The organism is Haloarchaeobius sp. FL176, from assembly GCF_024609245.1.
Taxonomy (GTDB): Archaea; Halobacteriota; Halobacteria; order Halobacteriales; family Natrialbaceae; genus Haloarchaeobius.
In genome coordinates, this window is the sequence record NZ_JANJYH010000013.1 from 35,063 (window position 1) to 50,057 (window position 14,995).

General features: G+C 67.8%; 19 protein-coding genes. 9 read left to right on the forward strand and 10 right to left on the reverse strand.

The window, feature by feature from the left end; translation table 11 throughout:
• The first annotated feature begins 121 nt into the window (after positions 1–121).
• Entirely contained in the window at positions 122–1,264 is a 1,143-nt protein-coding gene (locus NO978_RS17450) for an acyl-CoA dehydrogenase family protein (protein WP_257300840.1), read from the forward strand.
• Position 1,265: 1 nt separating this feature from the next.
• Here NO978_RS17450 and NO978_RS17455 read toward each other — a convergent pair whose 3' ends face one another.
• A complete protein-coding gene (locus tag NO978_RS17455) occupies positions 1,266–1,526 on the reverse strand; it encodes a hypothetical protein (protein ID WP_257300841.1) in 261 nt (86 codons plus the stop codon).
• Positions 1,527–1,624: 98 nt separating this feature from the next.
• Between NO978_RS17455 and NO978_RS17460 the strand changes: the two genes are divergently transcribed.
• Together NO978_RS17460 and NO978_RS17465 are read left to right on the forward strand one after the other, a co-directional pair.
• Entirely contained in the window at positions 1,625–1,825 is a 201-nt protein-coding gene (locus NO978_RS17460) for a hypothetical protein (protein WP_257300842.1), read from the forward strand.
• A 49-nt stretch (positions 1,826–1,874) separates the two neighbouring features.
• Entirely contained in the window at positions 1,875–2,420 is a 546-nt protein-coding gene (locus NO978_RS17465; protein ID WP_257300843.1) for an N-acetyltransferase, read from the forward strand.
• A 24-nt stretch (positions 2,421–2,444) separates the two neighbouring features.
• On the opposite strand, the gene NO978_RS17470 is transcribed toward NO978_RS17465, so the two are convergent.
• The 4 genes from NO978_RS17470 to NO978_RS17485 all read right to left on the reverse strand — a co-directional run bounded on the left by NO978_RS17470 (position 2,445) and on the right by NO978_RS17485 (position 6,101).
• Positions 2,445–3,701 carry a Glu/Leu/Phe/Val dehydrogenase gene (locus NO978_RS17470; RefSeq protein WP_257300844.1) on the reverse strand — a complete coding sequence of 419 codons (1,257 nt, stop codon included), beginning with the start codon at positions 3,699–3,701 and terminating at the stop codon, positions 2,445–2,447.
• A gap of 80 nt (positions 3,702–3,781) precedes the next feature.
• A complete protein-coding gene (locus tag NO978_RS17475; RefSeq protein ID WP_257300845.1) occupies positions 3,782–4,654 on the reverse strand; it encodes a CoA ester lyase in 873 nt (290 codons plus the stop codon).
• 66 nt (positions 4,655–4,720) lie between these two features.
• The gene (locus NO978_RS17480; protein ID WP_257300891.1) at positions 4,721–5,299 is read right to left on the reverse strand and encodes a DUF2332 domain-containing protein; all 579 of its coding nucleotides are present in this window, start codon (positions 5,297–5,299) and stop codon (positions 4,721–4,723) included.
• Positions 5,300–5,312: 13 nt separating this feature from the next.
• Positions 5,313–6,101: a winged helix-turn-helix domain-containing protein gene (locus NO978_RS17485; RefSeq protein WP_257300846.1), complete on the reverse strand. Its 789-nt coding sequence runs from the start codon at positions 6,099–6,101 to the stop codon at positions 5,313–5,315.
• Positions 6,102–6,264: 163 nt separating this feature from the next.
• Between NO978_RS17485 and NO978_RS17490 the strand changes: the two genes are divergently transcribed.
• Positions 6,265–6,909, forward strand: coding sequence for an HAD family hydrolase (locus NO978_RS17490; RefSeq protein ID WP_257300847.1), 645 nt, complete (start codon positions 6,265–6,267; stop codon positions 6,907–6,909).
• 15 nt (positions 6,910–6,924) lie between these two features.
• Here NO978_RS17490 and gdhB read toward each other — a convergent pair whose 3' ends face one another.
• The gene (gene gdhB / locus NO978_RS17495; RefSeq protein WP_257300848.1) at positions 6,925–8,208 is read right to left on the reverse strand and encodes a glutamate dehydrogenase GdhB; all 1,284 of its coding nucleotides are present in this window, start codon (positions 8,206–8,208) and stop codon (positions 6,925–6,927) included.
• A 294-nt stretch (positions 8,209–8,502) separates the two neighbouring features.
• On the opposite strand from gdhB, the gene NO978_RS17500 reads away from it, so the two are divergent.
• Positions 8,503–9,033, forward strand: a complete 531-nt coding sequence (locus NO978_RS17500; protein ID WP_257300849.1) for a DUF3592 domain-containing protein — start codon at positions 8,503–8,505, stop codon at positions 9,031–9,033.
• A 73-nt stretch (positions 9,034–9,106) separates the two neighbouring features.
• Complete coding sequence (locus NO978_RS17505; protein WP_257300850.1) at positions 9,107–9,592, forward strand: MaoC family dehydratase; 486 nt, start codon at positions 9,107–9,109, stop codon at positions 9,590–9,592.
• Between the two features lie 28 nt (positions 9,593–9,620).
• Here NO978_RS17505 and corA read toward each other — a convergent pair whose 3' ends face one another.
• Positions 9,621–10,589 (reverse strand): magnesium/cobalt transporter CorA, encoded by a 969-nt coding sequence (gene corA / locus NO978_RS17510; protein WP_257300851.1) that lies wholly within the window; start codon positions 10,587–10,589, stop codon positions 9,621–9,623.
• The gene (locus NO978_RS17515) at positions 10,586–10,747 is read right to left on the reverse strand and encodes a hypothetical protein (RefSeq protein WP_257300852.1); all 162 of its coding nucleotides are present in this window, start codon (positions 10,745–10,747) and stop codon (positions 10,586–10,588) included. Before NO978_RS17515 ends, corA begins: the two co-directional genes overlap by 4 nt.
• A gap of 81 nt (positions 10,748–10,828) precedes the next feature.
• Between NO978_RS17515 and NO978_RS17520 the strand changes: the two genes are divergently transcribed.
• Positions 10,829–11,257: a DUF3054 domain-containing protein gene (locus tag NO978_RS17520; RefSeq protein ID WP_257300853.1), complete on the forward strand. Its 429-nt coding sequence runs from the start codon at positions 10,829–10,831 to the stop codon at positions 11,255–11,257.
• A gap of 23 nt (positions 11,258–11,280) precedes the next feature.
• Here NO978_RS17520 and NO978_RS17525 read toward each other — a convergent pair whose 3' ends face one another.
• Entirely contained in the window at positions 11,281–12,507 is a 1,227-nt protein-coding gene (locus NO978_RS17525; protein ID WP_257300854.1) for an MFS transporter, read from the reverse strand.
• Positions 12,508–12,780: 273 nt separating this feature from the next.
• Here NO978_RS17525 and NO978_RS17530 point away from each other — a divergent pair, with 273 nt between their 5' ends.
• Positions 12,781–13,023: a hypothetical protein gene (locus NO978_RS17530; protein ID WP_257300855.1), complete on the forward strand. Its 243-nt coding sequence runs from the start codon at positions 12,781–12,783 to the stop codon at positions 13,021–13,023.
• Between the two features lie 53 nt (positions 13,024–13,076).
• Entirely contained in the window at positions 13,077–14,075 is a 999-nt protein-coding gene (locus tag NO978_RS17535) for an ornithine cyclodeaminase family protein (protein WP_257300856.1), read from the forward strand.
• 25 nt (positions 14,076–14,100) lie between these two features.
• Here the strand turns inward: NO978_RS17535 and NO978_RS17540 are convergent, their stop codons facing one another.
• Positions 14,101–14,868, reverse strand: coding sequence for a hypothetical protein (locus tag NO978_RS17540; protein WP_257300857.1), 768 nt, complete (start codon positions 14,866–14,868; stop codon positions 14,101–14,103).
• Positions 14,869–14,995 lie beyond the last annotated feature (127 nt).

The following is a 14,995-nucleotide window of genomic DNA, read 5'->3' on the forward strand; positions in this document are numbered from 1 at the left end:
GATTAGGGAAAGCACGCACTTGGTTGAATAAACGTGGGACAGCCAGTTCCAGATTTTCGACGCGGCGGACGCCGGGGGCGACCTTCGGCATTTTTATTTCCGCCCTCGGCAAGTGTTGCGTATGGACTTCACGCTGCCGGACGAGCACCGGATGATCCGCGAGGAGGTTCGGCGCTTCTGCGACGAGGAGATCGAACCCATCGCGCAGGAGATCGAGGACGAGCACCGCTTCCCCGACGAAATCTTCGACCAGCTCGCCGACCTGGACGTCATGGGCGTGCCCATCTCGGAGGAGTACGGCGGCCTCGGCGGCGACACGCTGATGTACGCCGTGGTCGCGGAGGAGCTCGGCCGCGTCTCGGGCTCCGTCGCGCTCTCGTACGTGGCCCACACGTCGCTGGCCTCGAAGCCCCTCGAGCTGTTCGGCACCGAGGAACAGAAGGAGCGCTGGCTCACGCCGCTGGCCTCCGGCGAGTACCTCGGCGGCTGGGCGCTCACCGAGCCGAGCAGCGGGTCGGACGCCTCCGACATGGACACCACGGCCGAGAAGGACGGCGACGAGTGGGTGCTCAACGGCACGAAGCAGTTCATCACGAACGCGAGCGTCGCCGGCAGCGTCCTCGTCAAGGCCGTCACCGACCCCGGCGAGGGTTACGGCGGTATCTCGACGTTCATCGTCGACCCGGAGGCGGACGACGGCTTCGAGGTCACCACCGTCTGGGACAAGATGGGCCTGAACGCCTCGCCCACCTGCGAGATAAAGCTCACCGACGTGCGCGTGCCCGAGGACCGGATGCTCGGCGAGCGTGGCGACGGCTGGGACCAGACGAAGAAGACCCTCGACGGCGGGCGCATCTCCATCGCCGCCATCTCGACCGGGCTCGCACAGGGGGCGTACGAGGCAGCGAGGGAGTACTCGACGGAGCGCGAACAGTTCGGCCAGCCCATCTCGAAGTTCGACGCCATCCGCGACAAGGTCGTCGACATGGACCGGAAGATCGAGCGCGCACGCCTGCTCACCCACAAGTCGGCGTGGCAGTACGACCAGGGCCAGTCCGTCACGAAGTCCTCGTCGCTCGCGAAGCTAGACGCCAGCGAGGCCGCCCGCGAGGTCGCCGAGGAGGCCGTCCAGACGCTGGGCGGCTACGGCTACACCGAGGACTTCTCACCACAGCGGTTCTACCGCGACGCGAAGCTCATGGAGATCGGCGAGGGCACCAGCGAGATACAGCACCTCGTCATCGGCCGCGAACTCGGACTGTAGCTCAGAAGCCGCGCCGTTCGAACTCTTCGTCGTCGTCGCCGCGGAGCCGTTCCATCGCTCGCTCGTGGTTGGCCCGGAGCGCGAACACCAGCCCGACCAGCAGGACGACGCCGATGGCGACGCCGAGTCCGTAGAACCCCTCCGCGCGCAGCCACGGGAACACGATCAGCCCGTAGCCGAACAGGACGATGACGTAGAGGTTGTTGTACTCCTTGAAGAAGCCCGTGAGCGAGTCCGTGAGCGACCGGTCGGAGTCTGTCATCCGTTGTCAGTATCGGTCGGGAAGCCAAGAATCCACCGGAGCCAACTCGGTTTGGCCGCCGTTTGAACTGGCTCGCGCTCCCGTTTTCGGATGGAGCCATGACCGACCATCAGACTCAGAGCGAATCCACAGGCGACGCCGTCGACGACGCGATCGACAGCCTCCGCTCGAAGCTCGACGAGTTCGGTGGTGACGGCGGCAAGAAGGAGAAGGCGGCCCGGAAGGGGCACGAACTGGTCGACGAGCTGGAGGAGACGATAACCGGCCTGACGAGCAGCGACGACTCGTCGCGACACTGACCCGGGCGACCGTCGAAACCTTCTCCGTGCCCACGCGAGGACGTCCGCCATGGACGACCTCGTGATCCGTCGGTTCGTCGCCCCCGATACGGACCCCGTCTGGCGGGTCCACGACCGGGCCCTCCGTGCGTCCGCGATGGACTACGACCCAGCGTACAACCGGTACCTCCGCCACGTCGAACGCGAGTTCTTCGAGCCCGGCGGCTGGTTCTCCGTCGTCGAGACCGGAGAGCACGGCGCAGCAACGACGACGCGCGACCACGCGGACGAGCCCGCAGTCGTCGCCATCGGCGGGTTCCAGCCACTCGCCTACGTCCGCGACGACACCGTAAACGTGCCATCGTGGCTACCGGCCGCTGTCGTCGGGACGTGCCGAATCCGCAGCGTCGCGGTCGCGCCCGACCTGCAGGGAGAGGGCGTCGGCACTGCACTGCTCGACCGGCTGGCGGCCCGCGCCACCGAACGGGGGTTCACGTACGCGGTTCTCCAGACGTACACGTCGATGGAACAGGCGTGTCGGTTCTACGAACGCCGTGGCTACACGACGTTGGCGGACCGTGACGGGGAACGCTGGTACGGAAAACGGCTCGACTGACGAGGGCGGCTGTCCGGCCGCGGCTCAGGGCCAGTTGCCCGAGTCCATGTACGCGTCGACGACGCGCTGGATGGCGTTGACGTAGCACGCGGTTCGGAGGTTCGGCGTATCGAAGGACTCGTACGCCTCGGTCATGCGGTCGAAGGCGTCGACGATGATTGTCTCCAGTTCCTCGTTGACGCGCTCCTCGTCCCAGTAGAAGCGCTGGCGGTTCTGGACCCACTCGAAGTACGAGACGGTGACGCCGCCCGCGTTCGCGAGGATGTCGGGGACGACCCAGACGTCGGACTCGGTGAGGACGTCGTCAGCACCGGGCGTCAGCGGCCCGTTCGCGGCCTCGACGATGATGTCGGCCTGCACGTCACGGGCGAGCTCCTCGTCGATGGCGTTCTCCAGCGCCGCCGGGATGAGGAGGTCGACGTCCATCGTCAGCAGGTCCTCGTTCGTGAACTCCTCGTCGGCGTCGTCGTAGCCCGAGACGGAGCCGGTCTCCCGCTTGAAGTCCTTGATGGCGACGGGGTCGAACCCGTCTGCCTTGTGGACTGCACCGGAAGAGTCGGAGACGGCGACGACGTCGGCACCGAGCTGGTCGACGAGCTTCGCCGCGATCCAGCCGGCGTTCCCGTAGCCCTGGACGGCGACGGTGGCCTCGCTGATGTCGCGGTCGAGGTAGTCGAACACCTCGCGGGCGGCGAGCATCGTCGAACGGCCCGTCGCCTCGACGCGCCCCTCGCTCCCGCCGGACTCGATGGCCTTGCCCGTGACGACGCCGGGCTCGGTCTTGTTCTCGAGTGTCTCGTAGGTGTCCTTGATCCAGTTCATCTCGCGCTGCCCGGTGTTCACGTCGGGTGCGGGGATGTCCTTGTCCTCGCCGACGAGGGGTCGGAGCTCCTTCGCGAACGAGCGGGTGACACGCTCGAGCTCTCTCGCGGAGTGCTCGGACGGGTCGATGACGATGCCGCCCTTGCCACCGCCGTACGGGATGCCGACGGTGGCGCACTTGTAGACCATCCAGCCCGAGAGCGCCTTGACCTCGTCGCGGCTGACGCCCGGGTGGTAGCGGATGCCGCCCTTGTAGGGGCCGCGGTCGCCGTTGAACTGCGAGCGGAACGCCTTGAACCGGCCGATGCTCCCGTCGTCCATGTCGACAGAGAGGTTCGCCTCGAGCACTCGTTCGGGGTGTTTCAGCCGCTCGATCACGTCGCCCCGGACGTCGAGATACGCGTCTGCGTCGTCGACCTGCTCCTGAAGACTCTCGAATGGATTGGCCTCGTCTGTCATCAATCGAAAATTCTCGGAGGTGGAGGTTAAGCGTGGCGGAATTAATACAATAAGGTGAGATTAAAGGTGATGCAATCTCCTTATACTCCATCGGCCGCCGCCGCTCTAGCAACGACCCGCTCGGCCTGTGCGACGAGCGGCGCGTCTATCATCTCGCCGTCGACCTGGAACACGCCGCGGTCCTCGGCGTCGGCTTCCGCCTTCGCTGCTAGCACCCGTTCGGCCCACTCGACGGTCTCCGGGTCCGGCGTGAACGCCTCGTTGACGACGGACACCTGTGAGGGGTGGATTGCCATCTTGCCGTCGTAGCCGAGCTCGATGGCGAACTCGGTCTCCTCGCGCAGGCCATCGGCGTCGGAGAAGTCCGTGTAGACGGTGTCGATAGCATCGACCTCGGCTGCGGCGGCCGCCAGCACGACGTGTTCGCGCGCGTAGAGCACCTCGGTCCCCTCGTCGGTCCGGGTCGCGCCGACGTCCGCCGAGAGGTCCTCGGCACCGAACACGAGCGCGGCGGTCGCGTCGGCGGCGGCGACGGATTCGGCGTGGAGTATTCCTGCCGCGCTCTCGACCAGCGCGAGGACGGGCGGCGTCTCGCCGGGCACCAGCGAATCCAGCGCGTCCACGTCGTCGCCGTCGGTGCACTTCGGGAGCATCAGGGCGTCCGGACGGGCCGTGGAACCGTCGTCGGCCGTACCGTCGAACAGCGCCTCGACGTCCTCGTCGGCCGTCGCGCCGGGGCCCTCGACGGGGTTGACCCGCACGCAGACCTCGGCGTCGGCCTCGAACTCGGGGTCGGCCAGCACCGTCTGGACAGCGTCGCGGGCCTCGTCCTTGCGGGCCGGTGCGACGGCGTCCTCCAGGTCGAAGACGATGGTATCCGCGCCGGTGCCGGGGGCCTTCCGCATCAGTTCCGGTCGGTCGCCGGGCGAGAACAGCACGCTACGTCTGAGCATAACCCAACCGACGACCGACTGGGTGTTGAAACCTCTCGTCTCGGGTCGGCCACGGCGGGCGTCGGCTCAGTCCGGTGCGACCCACTCCACCCAGCGCCCGTGAGACTCGTAGCGGGCGACGGTGGTGGGTTCGACGACGCCGTCGCCGCTCACGTCGGCGTGCCGCAGTGCGATGCCCGGCCCGTCGGCCGACTCGACCGCGTGGCTCCCCGACACCCAGTGCAGGTCACGGTCGACGGCGAGGTCGGCCAGCAGGGCCCGGTAGCGCTCGCGCTGAGCCTCGGTGAGCTGGTAGAGCACCTGCGTGTCGTAGATGCAGACCGCCACGTCCGCGGGAAGTTCGTCGACCACCGCGGGCAGCACGTCGAGTGCGTCCCCGGTGACGATCTCGAGTGGCTCCGCTCGAGCGACCGTCGCCGCCGCTGCGAGCTGCTCGTGGCGGTCGACGTGCTCCGGCCAGACGAGCGCGCGGAGCCAGTTCAGGTCGTCGTCGTCGGTCACGTCGAGCGGGTTCAGGTCGATACCGACGCGGGCGGCGACCGCTGGCGGGTCGGCGGGCAGTGGCGGATCGCCTGCACGGAGGTCGGCCGACACCGTGACCGACGCGCCGTCGTCGCCGGCCGTTCGGGTCCCGCCATCCGGCAGTCCGTACTGGTACTCAGCCCTCGAACGGGGCCGCGGTCTCGCGGACCGCCTCGTACTGCGTCTCGGCCCAGTCGGCCACCGCCGAGTCCGGTCCGGCGTGCAGCACCGAGTGGGTCCGCCGGTGCTCGTCGAAGGCACCGAGCACGGCGTCGCCGTCGAGGAAGCCGACCGCGTACGCCGGCACCTTCGGGGAGACGAGCAGCTCGACATCGGGCGACGACGCGACGGTCCGGAACGCCTCGGGCGCGTCGGCTGCCCGGGAGTCGTAGGCCGCACGCGGCGCGATGAGCTCGACGCTGTGTCCCGTGCCGGCGTAGGCGCGGAGGCCCTTGAGATACAGCGGGTTGATGACCGGCAGGAAGCCACGGGCGGTCGTACTGTCGCCGAACCGCTCGCGGATCGTAGCTACGGGTTTGAACGGGTCCGACTCGTCGGAGCCGACCACTTCGGCCTCGGCGAGCGCGGCCGGCTCGACGGGGATGTCCACCGGAAAGTGGTCGAGGAACGGGACGAGCGAGTCGGCTCGGTCGACGGTCGCCACCGCGTCGTGGAGCGCCTGCCTGACCACCGACCCCGCGACGGTGAGCGAGTACTCCCCGCTCGTCGCCGAGTGCGAGAGGTACCCGCGGTCGACCAGGGCCGCGAGGTTCCGCCGGAGGGTCGACCGAGCGATGCCGGTCCGTTCGGTGAGCGTCTCGGGGACTGCCGGGTCCTCGGCGACGGCGTCGAGGAGCCGGAGCCGCGTTGGCGACGCTGCGAGGAACTCGACGCGCTCCAGGGCCGTCGCCGACGGGTCGTCCATATCGGGGATGCTCCCGAGTCCGTACTTATGCCTGTTCATCGTCACCCGGTGTTGGTGTTCGACCGTCCCTCGCCACCGAACTCACGGTGTAGGACTCTCTCACGCCCTGGGACGAGTCCACGCGGTGCCACTAAGATAGATTCGCGGCGAGGGGACACCGAGGATGACCTACGACACAGTGCTGTTCGATTTCGACGGCGTCATCGCTGAATCTCCGGCCGAACGGACGATGCTGGACGCGTTCCGCCGGACGTGCGACCACTTTCGACGGTCGCTCCCCGAGGAGCAGGCGCTCCGGGAGTTCCTCGGCGGAGATTTCGACGCCATCGCGGACCGGTGCACGACGGCCGGCATCGACCCCGACCGCTTCTGTGCGCAGGCGACCGTCGAGACCATCCGGACGCAGTGGCGCGCCGTCGAGCAGGGGGCGCGGTCCTGTTACGCGGACGTGGAGGCGGTACGCTCGCTCACCCCCACACTCGGGGTCGTGAGCGACAACCACCCGACGGTCGTCTCGTTACTCCTGCGACGGTTCGGCCTCGCGCGCCTGTTCGAGACAGTTCGAGGCTGTCCGCTGACACGGGAAGGGCTGGCACAGCGGAAGCCGGACCCGTCGAACATCGAGTCTGCCCTGTCGGCACTCGACGCACGGGATGCGGTGTACGTCGGTGACAGGAACGTCGACGTGGCGGCGGCGACGGACGCGGGAATCGACTCGGTGCTCGTCGAGCGCGACGCCGTCACGACGACGGTGGAGCCGACCTACCGGGTGGACAGCCTCCGGGAGCTCCCCGCGCTCGTCGAGTGAAAACGGCCGCCGACGTCAGGGCCAGAGCCCGCGTGCTCCGTGGGCCTTGCCGACCCGCTCCAGCGCGACCGCGTAGGTCGCATCGCGCCAGGTGAGGTCGCGCTCGTCGACCTGGTCGCGGACGGCGTCCCACGCCTTCAGCATCTCCGTGCGCAGCTCCTCGTTGACGCGGTCGAGCGACCACTGGCGCCGGTTGATGTCCTGCAGCCACTCGAAATACGAGACGGTGACGCCACCCGCGTTCGCGAGGATGTCGGGCAGGACGGGGATGCCGCGCTCGTCGAAGACGGCGTCGGCGGCGGAGGTCGTCGGACCGTTCGCGCCCTCGACGATCATGTCGGCCTGCACGTCGTCGGCGTTGTCCCCGGTGAGGACGTTCCCGACGGCTGCCGGGATGAGGAGGTCCACGTCGAGTTCGAGCAGCTCTTCGTTCGAGATGTTGTGCGGGGCGTCGTAGCCCGACACCATGCCGGGGCGCTCGTCGTGGTCCTCGACGTCGCGGGTGTCGAGCCCGGTCGGGTCGAAGATGGCACTGTCGACGTCGCTGACGGCGACGACGGTCGCGCCGAGATCGTCGAGATAGCGGGCGGCGTACGCGCCGACCGAGCCGAAGCCCTGCACGGCGACGGTCGTCTCGTCGATGTTCCGGCCGTAGTAGTCGATTGCCTGCTCGGCGATGATGCCGACCGAACGGCCGGGTGCGCCCTCGCGCCCGAAGGAGCCGCCGATGACCGGCGGCTTGCCGGTGACGACGCCCGGGGTCGTCTCGCCCTCCTGCATCGAGTACGCGTCCATGAACCACGCCATCTCCTGCGGGCCGGTGCCCATGTCGGGAGCGGGGATGTCGCGCTTCGGGCCGATGACGTCGCGGAGTTCCTCCGCGAACCGGCGGGTGAGACGCTCCTTCTCCTCGCCGCTGAGGGTCTTGGGGTCGACGACGATGCCGCCCTTCGCCCCGCCGAACGGGAGGTCCATCACGGCGCACTTCCAGGTCATCCACATCGACAGCCCGATGCACTCCTGCTCGGAGACGCCGGGGTGGTAGCGCAGCCCACCCTTGAACGGGCCGCGCACGCTGTCGTGCTGGGCACGGTACCCCGTGTACACCTCGGTGGTGCCGTCGTCGCGTTTGAGCGGGATGGAGACCCGCTGGACGCGGTCGGGATGGTTCAGGCGCTCGATGACGCCCTCGTCGACGTCGACCAGTTCGGCCGCGCTGGCGAGCTGGCGTCGAGCGGTCTCGAGTGCGCTCTCCTCGTGCTGTTCCGTCTCGTCGTCCGTTGTTGTGGCTGTGGACATTACTGTGAGCTCCCGCCGATGCGTGCCCCCGGACACCGTCGGTTCCCGGTGGAAGTCGACGGCGACGTGGCTATGCGAGATGGTGACACGGCATCTGGCGAAGTTCGACCGGCAGTGAGAACTCCAACGCGGTGGGGCTGCCGGTGCATCTACGGGCTGTACCTCGCAGACGAATTTAAACAAAACGGTTTCGGTCGGGGCAGAAGTTACTCTAGGGCCGCGAGTGGACGAAACGCGCGAATCGGCCCGATGGTCAGTAAATTTTTATATCAAGGATGGGAAGTACCGGTCGGTATGACAGGGGTTCAGTGGAGTGGGGCCGCGTTCGGGATGGTGTTCCTCCTCGTCGGCCTCGCTGTCGCAGGTGGCATCACCTACACCGAGTATCAGGACAGACAGGTCGCAGAGAGCATGGAGACGGGGACGGCGAGCGTCACCTCGACCGGGATGGAGTCCGCCACGGAAACAGAGGATGGCGAGACCGAGGTCGAGTACTACCCGCGTATCGAGTACGAGTACACCGTCGACGGCCAGACGTATGAGGGATGGCGTGTCTACGCGGCGACAGACCTCGACAAGGAGCAGGGCGAACTCCGTGGCCGGGACTTCGACTCGGAGTCCGCCGCGCAGAACGTGCTCGACCGGTTCCCGAGTGGCTCGGAGGCGACCGTCTACTACGACCCGTCGGACCCCTCACAGGCGTTCCTCGTGCCGCCGGAGTTCGACCGCCTCACGGTGCTCGGTGGCGTCGCCTTCGGTGGGTTGTTCGCCCTGGTCGGGCTGTACACCGCAGTCCAGGGCCTGCGCGGGCAACTCGACGACTGACTGTCGGCCCGTCCACCGTATTCAGAGGCCAGAAAGCGCACCGACTAAGGGCTGGCCGCGAGTCGCTCCGGGTATGACCGGGCTCTACTACGAGGAGTTCGAGGTCGGGGAGACCATCGAGCACGAGCGGCGCCGTACCGTCTCCGAGAGCGACAACCAGCGGTTCTGCGACATGACGATGAACCAGCAGCCGCTCCACCTGGACGAGTCCTTCGCCAGCGACACCCAGTTCGGCCAGCGCCTCGTCAACGGCATCTACACGCTGGCGCTCGCGGTCGGCGTCTCCATCCCCGAGACGACCGACGGGACCATCGTCGCGAACCTTTCCTACGACGAGGTCGAGCACCCAGCCCCGGTGTTCCACGGCGACACGCTCAGGGTCCAGTCCACGGTGACGGACAAACGCGAGACGAGCGACGGCGAGCGCGGCGTCGTCACGATGCACGTCGAGGCGTTCGTCGTCGACCTCGACGACGATGACGACCGTGGGGACGGCGAGGTACTGGTCTGTGAGTTCGACCGGACCGTCCTCTCGCTGAAGCGCGAGCACGACGACTGACGACCGGTCGGCGGTTCGGGCCGGAACGCTACAGCCAGCCCTCCCCTCGGAAGTAGAGTACCATCACGCCCGCGATGCCGGCCATGCCGAGCATGACGGTGTAGTAGGCGTGCGGCCACGACAGCTCCGGCATCGTCTCGAAGTTCATGCCGTAGACCCCGGCGACGAACGTCAGCGGCAGAACGATGGTCGCGACGACCGTCAGCGTCTTCATCACTTCGTTGGTCGACATCGACAGCGAGTTCAGGTAGATGTCCCGTGCGCCGGTGACGAGGTCGCGGTACGTCTCGTTCAGCTCCACCAGCTGGACGACGTGGTCGTACACGTCGCGGTAGTACTTCTCGGTCGTCTCGTCGACGAAGTCTAGGTCCCCACGGGCGAGCACGCCGACCGCGTCGCGGGTCGGCCACAGCACCCGTCGCACCGAGAGCAGGTCCCGCCGGAGCTCGTTGATGTCCTCCAGCAGGTCGAGCCCGGTCGCCCCGACGACCTCCTCCTCGACGGCCTCGATGTCGCTCTCGATCTCGTCGAGCACGTCGAAGTAGCTGTCGACGATAGCGTCGACGATGCGGTACGCGGTGAAGTCCGGGCCGCGGGCGAGCAGTCGCTTCTCCGCCCGGGTGACCGCGTCCCAGACCAGCCCGACGGCCGGGATGGTTTGCGTCGACAGGGTGACGAGCCAGTCGGGGCCGACGAAGATGCCGACGGTCCGGGTCCTGATCTCCTCCGCGAAGCTGGTCTCGCCCTCGCGGAGCGCCGCGGTCTTCAGCAGGACGAACAGGTGGTCGTCGAACTGCTCGACCTTCGGGCGCACGTCGTTGCGCACGTCCTCAAGTTCGAGGGGGTGGATTCCGAACGTCTCTCCGATGGCCTCCAGTTCTTCGGTCGTGCCGTCCGAGACGCGGGTCCAGGTCGTCCCGTCTGCGGCCTTCGCCGCCGCGAGGTCGTCGTGCTCGTCGATGCCATCCGACTGGAACACGTGGGTCTGGACGGTCACGGCGCGTCACCCCCGAGCCCGACGGCCGCGACGGTGATGCCGACCATGATACCGATCAGGGAGAGCTCCCTGCCCGGGTAGGGGGACGCGACCGCGATGGCGTAGCCGCCCAGGCCGGCGAGCGTCATCGTGGCCCCGACCACGAACGTTCGCTTCATGGTACTTCCTCTGCGGGCGATGGGAAAAGAGTTGGCGCGAAAACCGGGAGAGCGAAGGGCCTCCTCTTCCAAGCCCCGGTAATGAACGCGCTCGAACGGCTCTCCCCCGCCGACGGGACGACGGTCGGCGACCGGCTGCGAGTCGCGGCCGCCGACGGCGTGGTCCTCGTCGCGCTCATCGTCGCGGGCGAGCTCCGGCATCAGGTCAACCCGGTGGAACAGCCACTCGCGGTCGTCGAAACGGCGGTCCCGTTCCTGGTCGGCTGGGCGGTCGTCGGCACGCTCGTCGGCGCGTACGGCGAGCGCGCGCTCGCTGACAGACTGTGGTCGGCCCGCATCGCCGTCGGCGGCTGGCTCGGCGCGGTCGCCATCGGCGCGATCCTCCGTGGCTCACCGTACTTCGCCGGCGCTATCCCGTGGACGTTCCTCGCGGTGATGGCCGGGTTCGGAACGGTCGCACTCGTACTGGTGCGGGTCGCGGCGGTGACGCTGCTCGCCTCGACGCGGTAGCACCGGTCGGTTCTTCGCCGACCTCACCGACGACCCAGGACGAGGCTCGCGGCCGCACCAAGCATCCCGATCCCCGCGAGCACCAGGAACAGCGTGTCCACGTCCGCGTAGGTCAGGATTCCGCCCGCGAGGGTGCCCCCGAGCGCGCCGACGCCGAACACGCCGAGGTAGGTGTAGCCGTACGAGAGTCCACGGGTGCCGGCTGGCGTGTGCTCCGCGACGGCGGCCTGATACAGGGGCTGGACGACGAACACGGCGACGCCGAGGACGGCACAGAGCGCGAGCACCGGTAGCAGCCCGAGTTCCGAGACGGGGACGAACACCAGCGCGAGCAGGCCGAGCAGCGCGAACGCAAAGGGGAGCGCGCGGCTCGGCGCCATGCGGTCGGTCAGACGCCCACCGACGTACTGGCCGACGACGCCGATCATCAACAGCCCGCTGTAGACGTACCGACCGGGCTCGAGCGTCTCGCCGCCGAAGTCGACCGGCTGGAGGGACGGGAAGCCACCGAGGATGTCGGGGAGGAAGGTGAGGGCGCCCCGGTAGTAGAGTCCAGAGCAGACGACGATGCCGAAGATGACGAGGAAGCCACCGGCGAACAGACGCTTCGACCCGGCGACGAACTCCGGCCACGAGCTGACCGCGTCGGCCTTCGACCCCCCTTTCTCCTCGCCGCCATCTGCGACGGCGGCGCGTTCGTCGACGTCGAACTGGAACGCCAGCGCGGCCCCGAGCAGAGCAGGGAGCGTGAGCACGAGCGCGACGCCGCGCCAGTCGAGCACGAGCAGGAGCAGTGTCGCGGCGAGCGGGCCGAGCGCGATACCGACGTTGCCGGCCATCCCGTGGTAGGCGAACGCCGAGCCGCGGGCCTCGACGCCGCGACTGATGAGCGAGAGGCCGGATGGGTGGTAGACGCTCGCCGCGACACCCCACAGACAGAGTGCGACGGCGACGACCCACACCGACGAGGCGACCGAGAGCAGCGCGAACGATCCCGCCATGCCGAGGAGACAGCCGACGATGAGCCGCTTCGACCCGACGGTGTCGGCGAGCACCCCACCGGGGAGTGCGCCGAGCCCGAACAGTCCGTAGCCCACCGTCGTGACCACGCCGAGTGTCGCCGCATCCACCGAGAACGCCGGGCCGGCGAGCCAGACGCTCACGAAGATGGGGATGGACAGCTCGTAGGTGTGGACCATGGCATGCCCGAGGGTGACGAGCGCGACGATCGCCCGGTCGTTCCGATTCACACCTACACCCTGGGCAGGTCACCCGTTCAACGCTCCGGTTCCGGCAGCGAGAGAGTGACAGACGGTAACAGTCCTCGAACACTTTTTTGTGTGAAACCCCGACGAGAGGTGAGCGATACGAGAAACGCAGTACTGGAGTACGATTACTCGTGAATAATATTCTCGTAACTTATGAGAATGCAACTCAGCAAATACTGGTTCCCAACTGATGAACTATCCGGGAGATATTTCCCAAAGTTATTTATGTGGGCCACGCATAGTTGTTGGTACATTATGACTGGGTACTACGACATCGTTCTGGGCCTGATTCCCGTCTCGTTCATCGGAGGAACTGCCGCACTGACCACGCTCGCGGACCTGGCCCTGAGCACGGCCATCCCGGTCGCCGCAGTGCTGGCGGTGCTGCTCATCGGCCACGCGATGTTCGTCAACGCGCCGGTCGATGTCGTCGCCGAGGAGTCCAAGCACGCACAGCCCTCGACGACCAGCACGGCCGCGCCACCCCAGTCGGACTGATAACCACGGTACCCAGCACCGCTCTTTTGACGCTGGCTTTCGATTTGTCGAACATGACGACCGCCCGATTCTTGACGAGTAGCGATCTCGCCGACCTCGCTTCGCCCCCCGAGTACGTCGATGCCGTCCGTGAGGGCTACCGACAGCGTGGCGAGGGTGCGTCCGCCAAGCCGCGCTCGACGCTCCGCAACGGCGACCCGCCGGGCATGCTGTTCAGCTACGCCGCCATCCTGCCCGACACGGGTGCGATGGGCGGCTACATGTACTCCGCCGGCTTCGGGGAGGTCGACGCCTGGTTCGTGACACCGCTGTTCGACGCCGAGAGCGGCGAGCCTCTGGCGCTCGTCGACGGCGCGCACATGAACCCGTTCAAGACCGGTGCCGCGGGCGCGGTCGCCGTCGACGAGCTCGCACGCGACGACGCGACGAACCTCGCTGTCATCGGCTCCGGCGCGCAGGCCCGCGGCCAGCTCAAGACGACGATGACCGTCCGCGACTTCGAGACGGTGAACGTCTACTCCCCGACGAAGGAGAACCGCGAGTCGTTCGCTGCCGAGATGAACCGCCGGTACGACGACGCCGCGGTCGGTGCCGTGGCGTCCTCGGCGGCGGCCGTCGAGAACGCCGACGTGGTCATCACCGCGACGACCGCCCCCGACCCGGTGTTCGACGGCGACCGCCTCGAACCCGGCACCCACGTCACTGCGATGGGTCAGTATCACCCGAAGAAGCGCGAACTCGACCACACGACCATCGAGCGGGCGACGTACGTCCCCGACCTGCGCGACCGGGTCAGTCAGGACGCCGGCTCGTTCATCTCGGCGATGGAAGCCGGCGTCGTCGACGAGGACGATATCCACGCAGAGCTCGGCGAGATCGTCGCCGGCGAAGCCGAGGGCCGGACGAGCGACGACGAGATCACGGTGTTCGACTCCGGCGGCACCGGCATCGAGACGACCGCCGGCGCCTACCTGCTGTACCAGAAGGCGATGGAGCGGGACCTCGGGACGGAGATCGAGTTCGCGCCCGCGAGCGAGGCGTTGCAGGGCTGAGACCGGTGCCTATCGGGAGGATGGGCTACTCCTCCGGCGCGTACGTCTCGCCGGGGACGAACACCGGGAGGTCGGTGTCGCGTGCCTCGCGCGTGAGCGCGTCGAACCAGTTGCGGACCCTGTCGTGGAGGTCCGCTTTCCGTCGGAACTCGTCGTAGCGCACGTCGAAGCCGTACGGGAGTTCGTCGACGGTCGCGCTGCCGAACTCGGCGTCCTGGTAGATGGCGACCCGCTGGCCGGGCTTGTGTGTCGTCGCCGGGTTCCCGCGTCGGAGGTGGAACTCGCCGAGGATGCCGCCGGTCTCGGTGCCGACGCCGGTCGTCAGACCGCCCTGGGTGAACAGGAACAGCACCGCGTCGCTGTGGGCGGCGAACGCGATGGACTGGTCGAGCGGTGCCATCCCCTGTACCTCGGGCTCGTCGTCGCCGCGGCGCTCGTTCAGCTCCCGCGCCTGCCGGTACGTCGGGATATCGATGTCACTCGCGACGAACGCCCGGCAACTGTGGCGGTCGCGGAGCTCGGCACAGAAGTCACGGAGCGCCTGCTCCATGTCACCGCGACCGCTGTCGGTGACGTGGCGCTCCGCGTCGAACAGCGGGTCCGCCTGGAACGGGGTCGAGAGCCTGTCGCCGTCGTCGTAGGCATACGCCGCGCTGAAGGCGGTGTACGGCCCCATCACGTAGACAGTAAAATCGTTCTGGCGGCTGAACCGCGGCGGCTCGGGGGCCTGCTCGGCCAGGATATCGGCGATGGGCCGGCCGTCGTACCGGAAGGTCGTCTGCCCGTCGAACATCTGTTGGTTCGACGTTCTCGGGACGGGGAAATAAGACGCGGGGGAACGCTCGTAAAGAAGTCAGGAGAAAAGAAAGAAAAAAGTCTTTCTAATCGGTAGATACTTGTCCGGGCGCATCGTAGTACCG

Excerpts from the sequence above, each read along its gene's own strand:
- NO978_RS17450 (WP_257300840.1), top strand. The coding sequence starts at position 122 with ATGGACTTCACGCTGCCGGACGAGCACCGGATGATCCGCGAGGAGGTT.
- NO978_RS17455 (WP_257300841.1), bottom strand. The coding sequence starts at position 1,526 with ATGACAGACTCCGACCGGTCGCTCACGGACTCGCTCACGGGCTTCTTC.
- NO978_RS17460 (WP_257300842.1), top strand. The coding sequence starts at position 1,625 with ATGACCGACCATCAGACTCAGAGCGAATCCACAGGCGACGCCGTCGAC.
- NO978_RS17465 (WP_257300843.1), top strand. The coding sequence starts at position 1,875 with ATGGACGACCTCGTGATCCGTCGGTTCGTCGCCCCCGATACGGACCCC.
- NO978_RS17470 (WP_257300844.1), bottom strand. The coding sequence starts at position 3,701 with ATGACAGACGAGGCCAATCCATTCGAGAGTCTTCAGGAGCAGGTCGAC.
- NO978_RS17475 (WP_257300845.1), bottom strand. The coding sequence starts at position 4,654 with ATGCTCAGACGTAGCGTGCTGTTCTCGCCCGGCGACCGACCGGAACTG.
- NO978_RS17485 (WP_257300846.1), bottom strand. The coding sequence starts at position 6,101 with ATGGACGACCCGTCGGCGACGGCCCTGGAGCGCGTCGAGTTCCTCGCA.
- NO978_RS17490 (WP_257300847.1), top strand. The coding sequence starts at position 6,265 with ATGACCTACGACACAGTGCTGTTCGATTTCGACGGCGTCATCGCTGAA.
- gdhB (WP_257300848.1), bottom strand. The coding sequence starts at position 8,208 with ATGTCCACAGCCACAACAACGGACGACGAGACGGAACAGCACGAGGAG.
- NO978_RS17500 (WP_257300849.1), top strand. The coding sequence starts at position 8,503 with ATGACAGGGGTTCAGTGGAGTGGGGCCGCGTTCGGGATGGTGTTCCTC.
- NO978_RS17505 (WP_257300850.1), top strand. The coding sequence starts at position 9,107 with ATGACCGGGCTCTACTACGAGGAGTTCGAGGTCGGGGAGACCATCGAG.
- NO978_RS17515 (WP_257300852.1), bottom strand. The coding sequence starts at position 10,747 with ATGAAGCGAACGTTCGTGGTCGGGGCCACGATGACGCTCGCCGGCCTG.
- NO978_RS17520 (WP_257300853.1), top strand. The coding sequence starts at position 10,829 with ATGAACGCGCTCGAACGGCTCTCCCCCGCCGACGGGACGACGGTCGGC.
- NO978_RS17530 (WP_257300855.1), top strand. The coding sequence starts at position 12,781 with ATGACTGGGTACTACGACATCGTTCTGGGCCTGATTCCCGTCTCGTTC.
- NO978_RS17535 (WP_257300856.1), top strand. The coding sequence starts at position 13,077 with ATGACGACCGCCCGATTCTTGACGAGTAGCGATCTCGCCGACCTCGCT.
- NO978_RS17540 (WP_257300857.1), bottom strand. The coding sequence starts at position 14,868 with ATGTTCGACGGGCAGACGACCTTCCGGTACGACGGCCGGCCCATCGCC.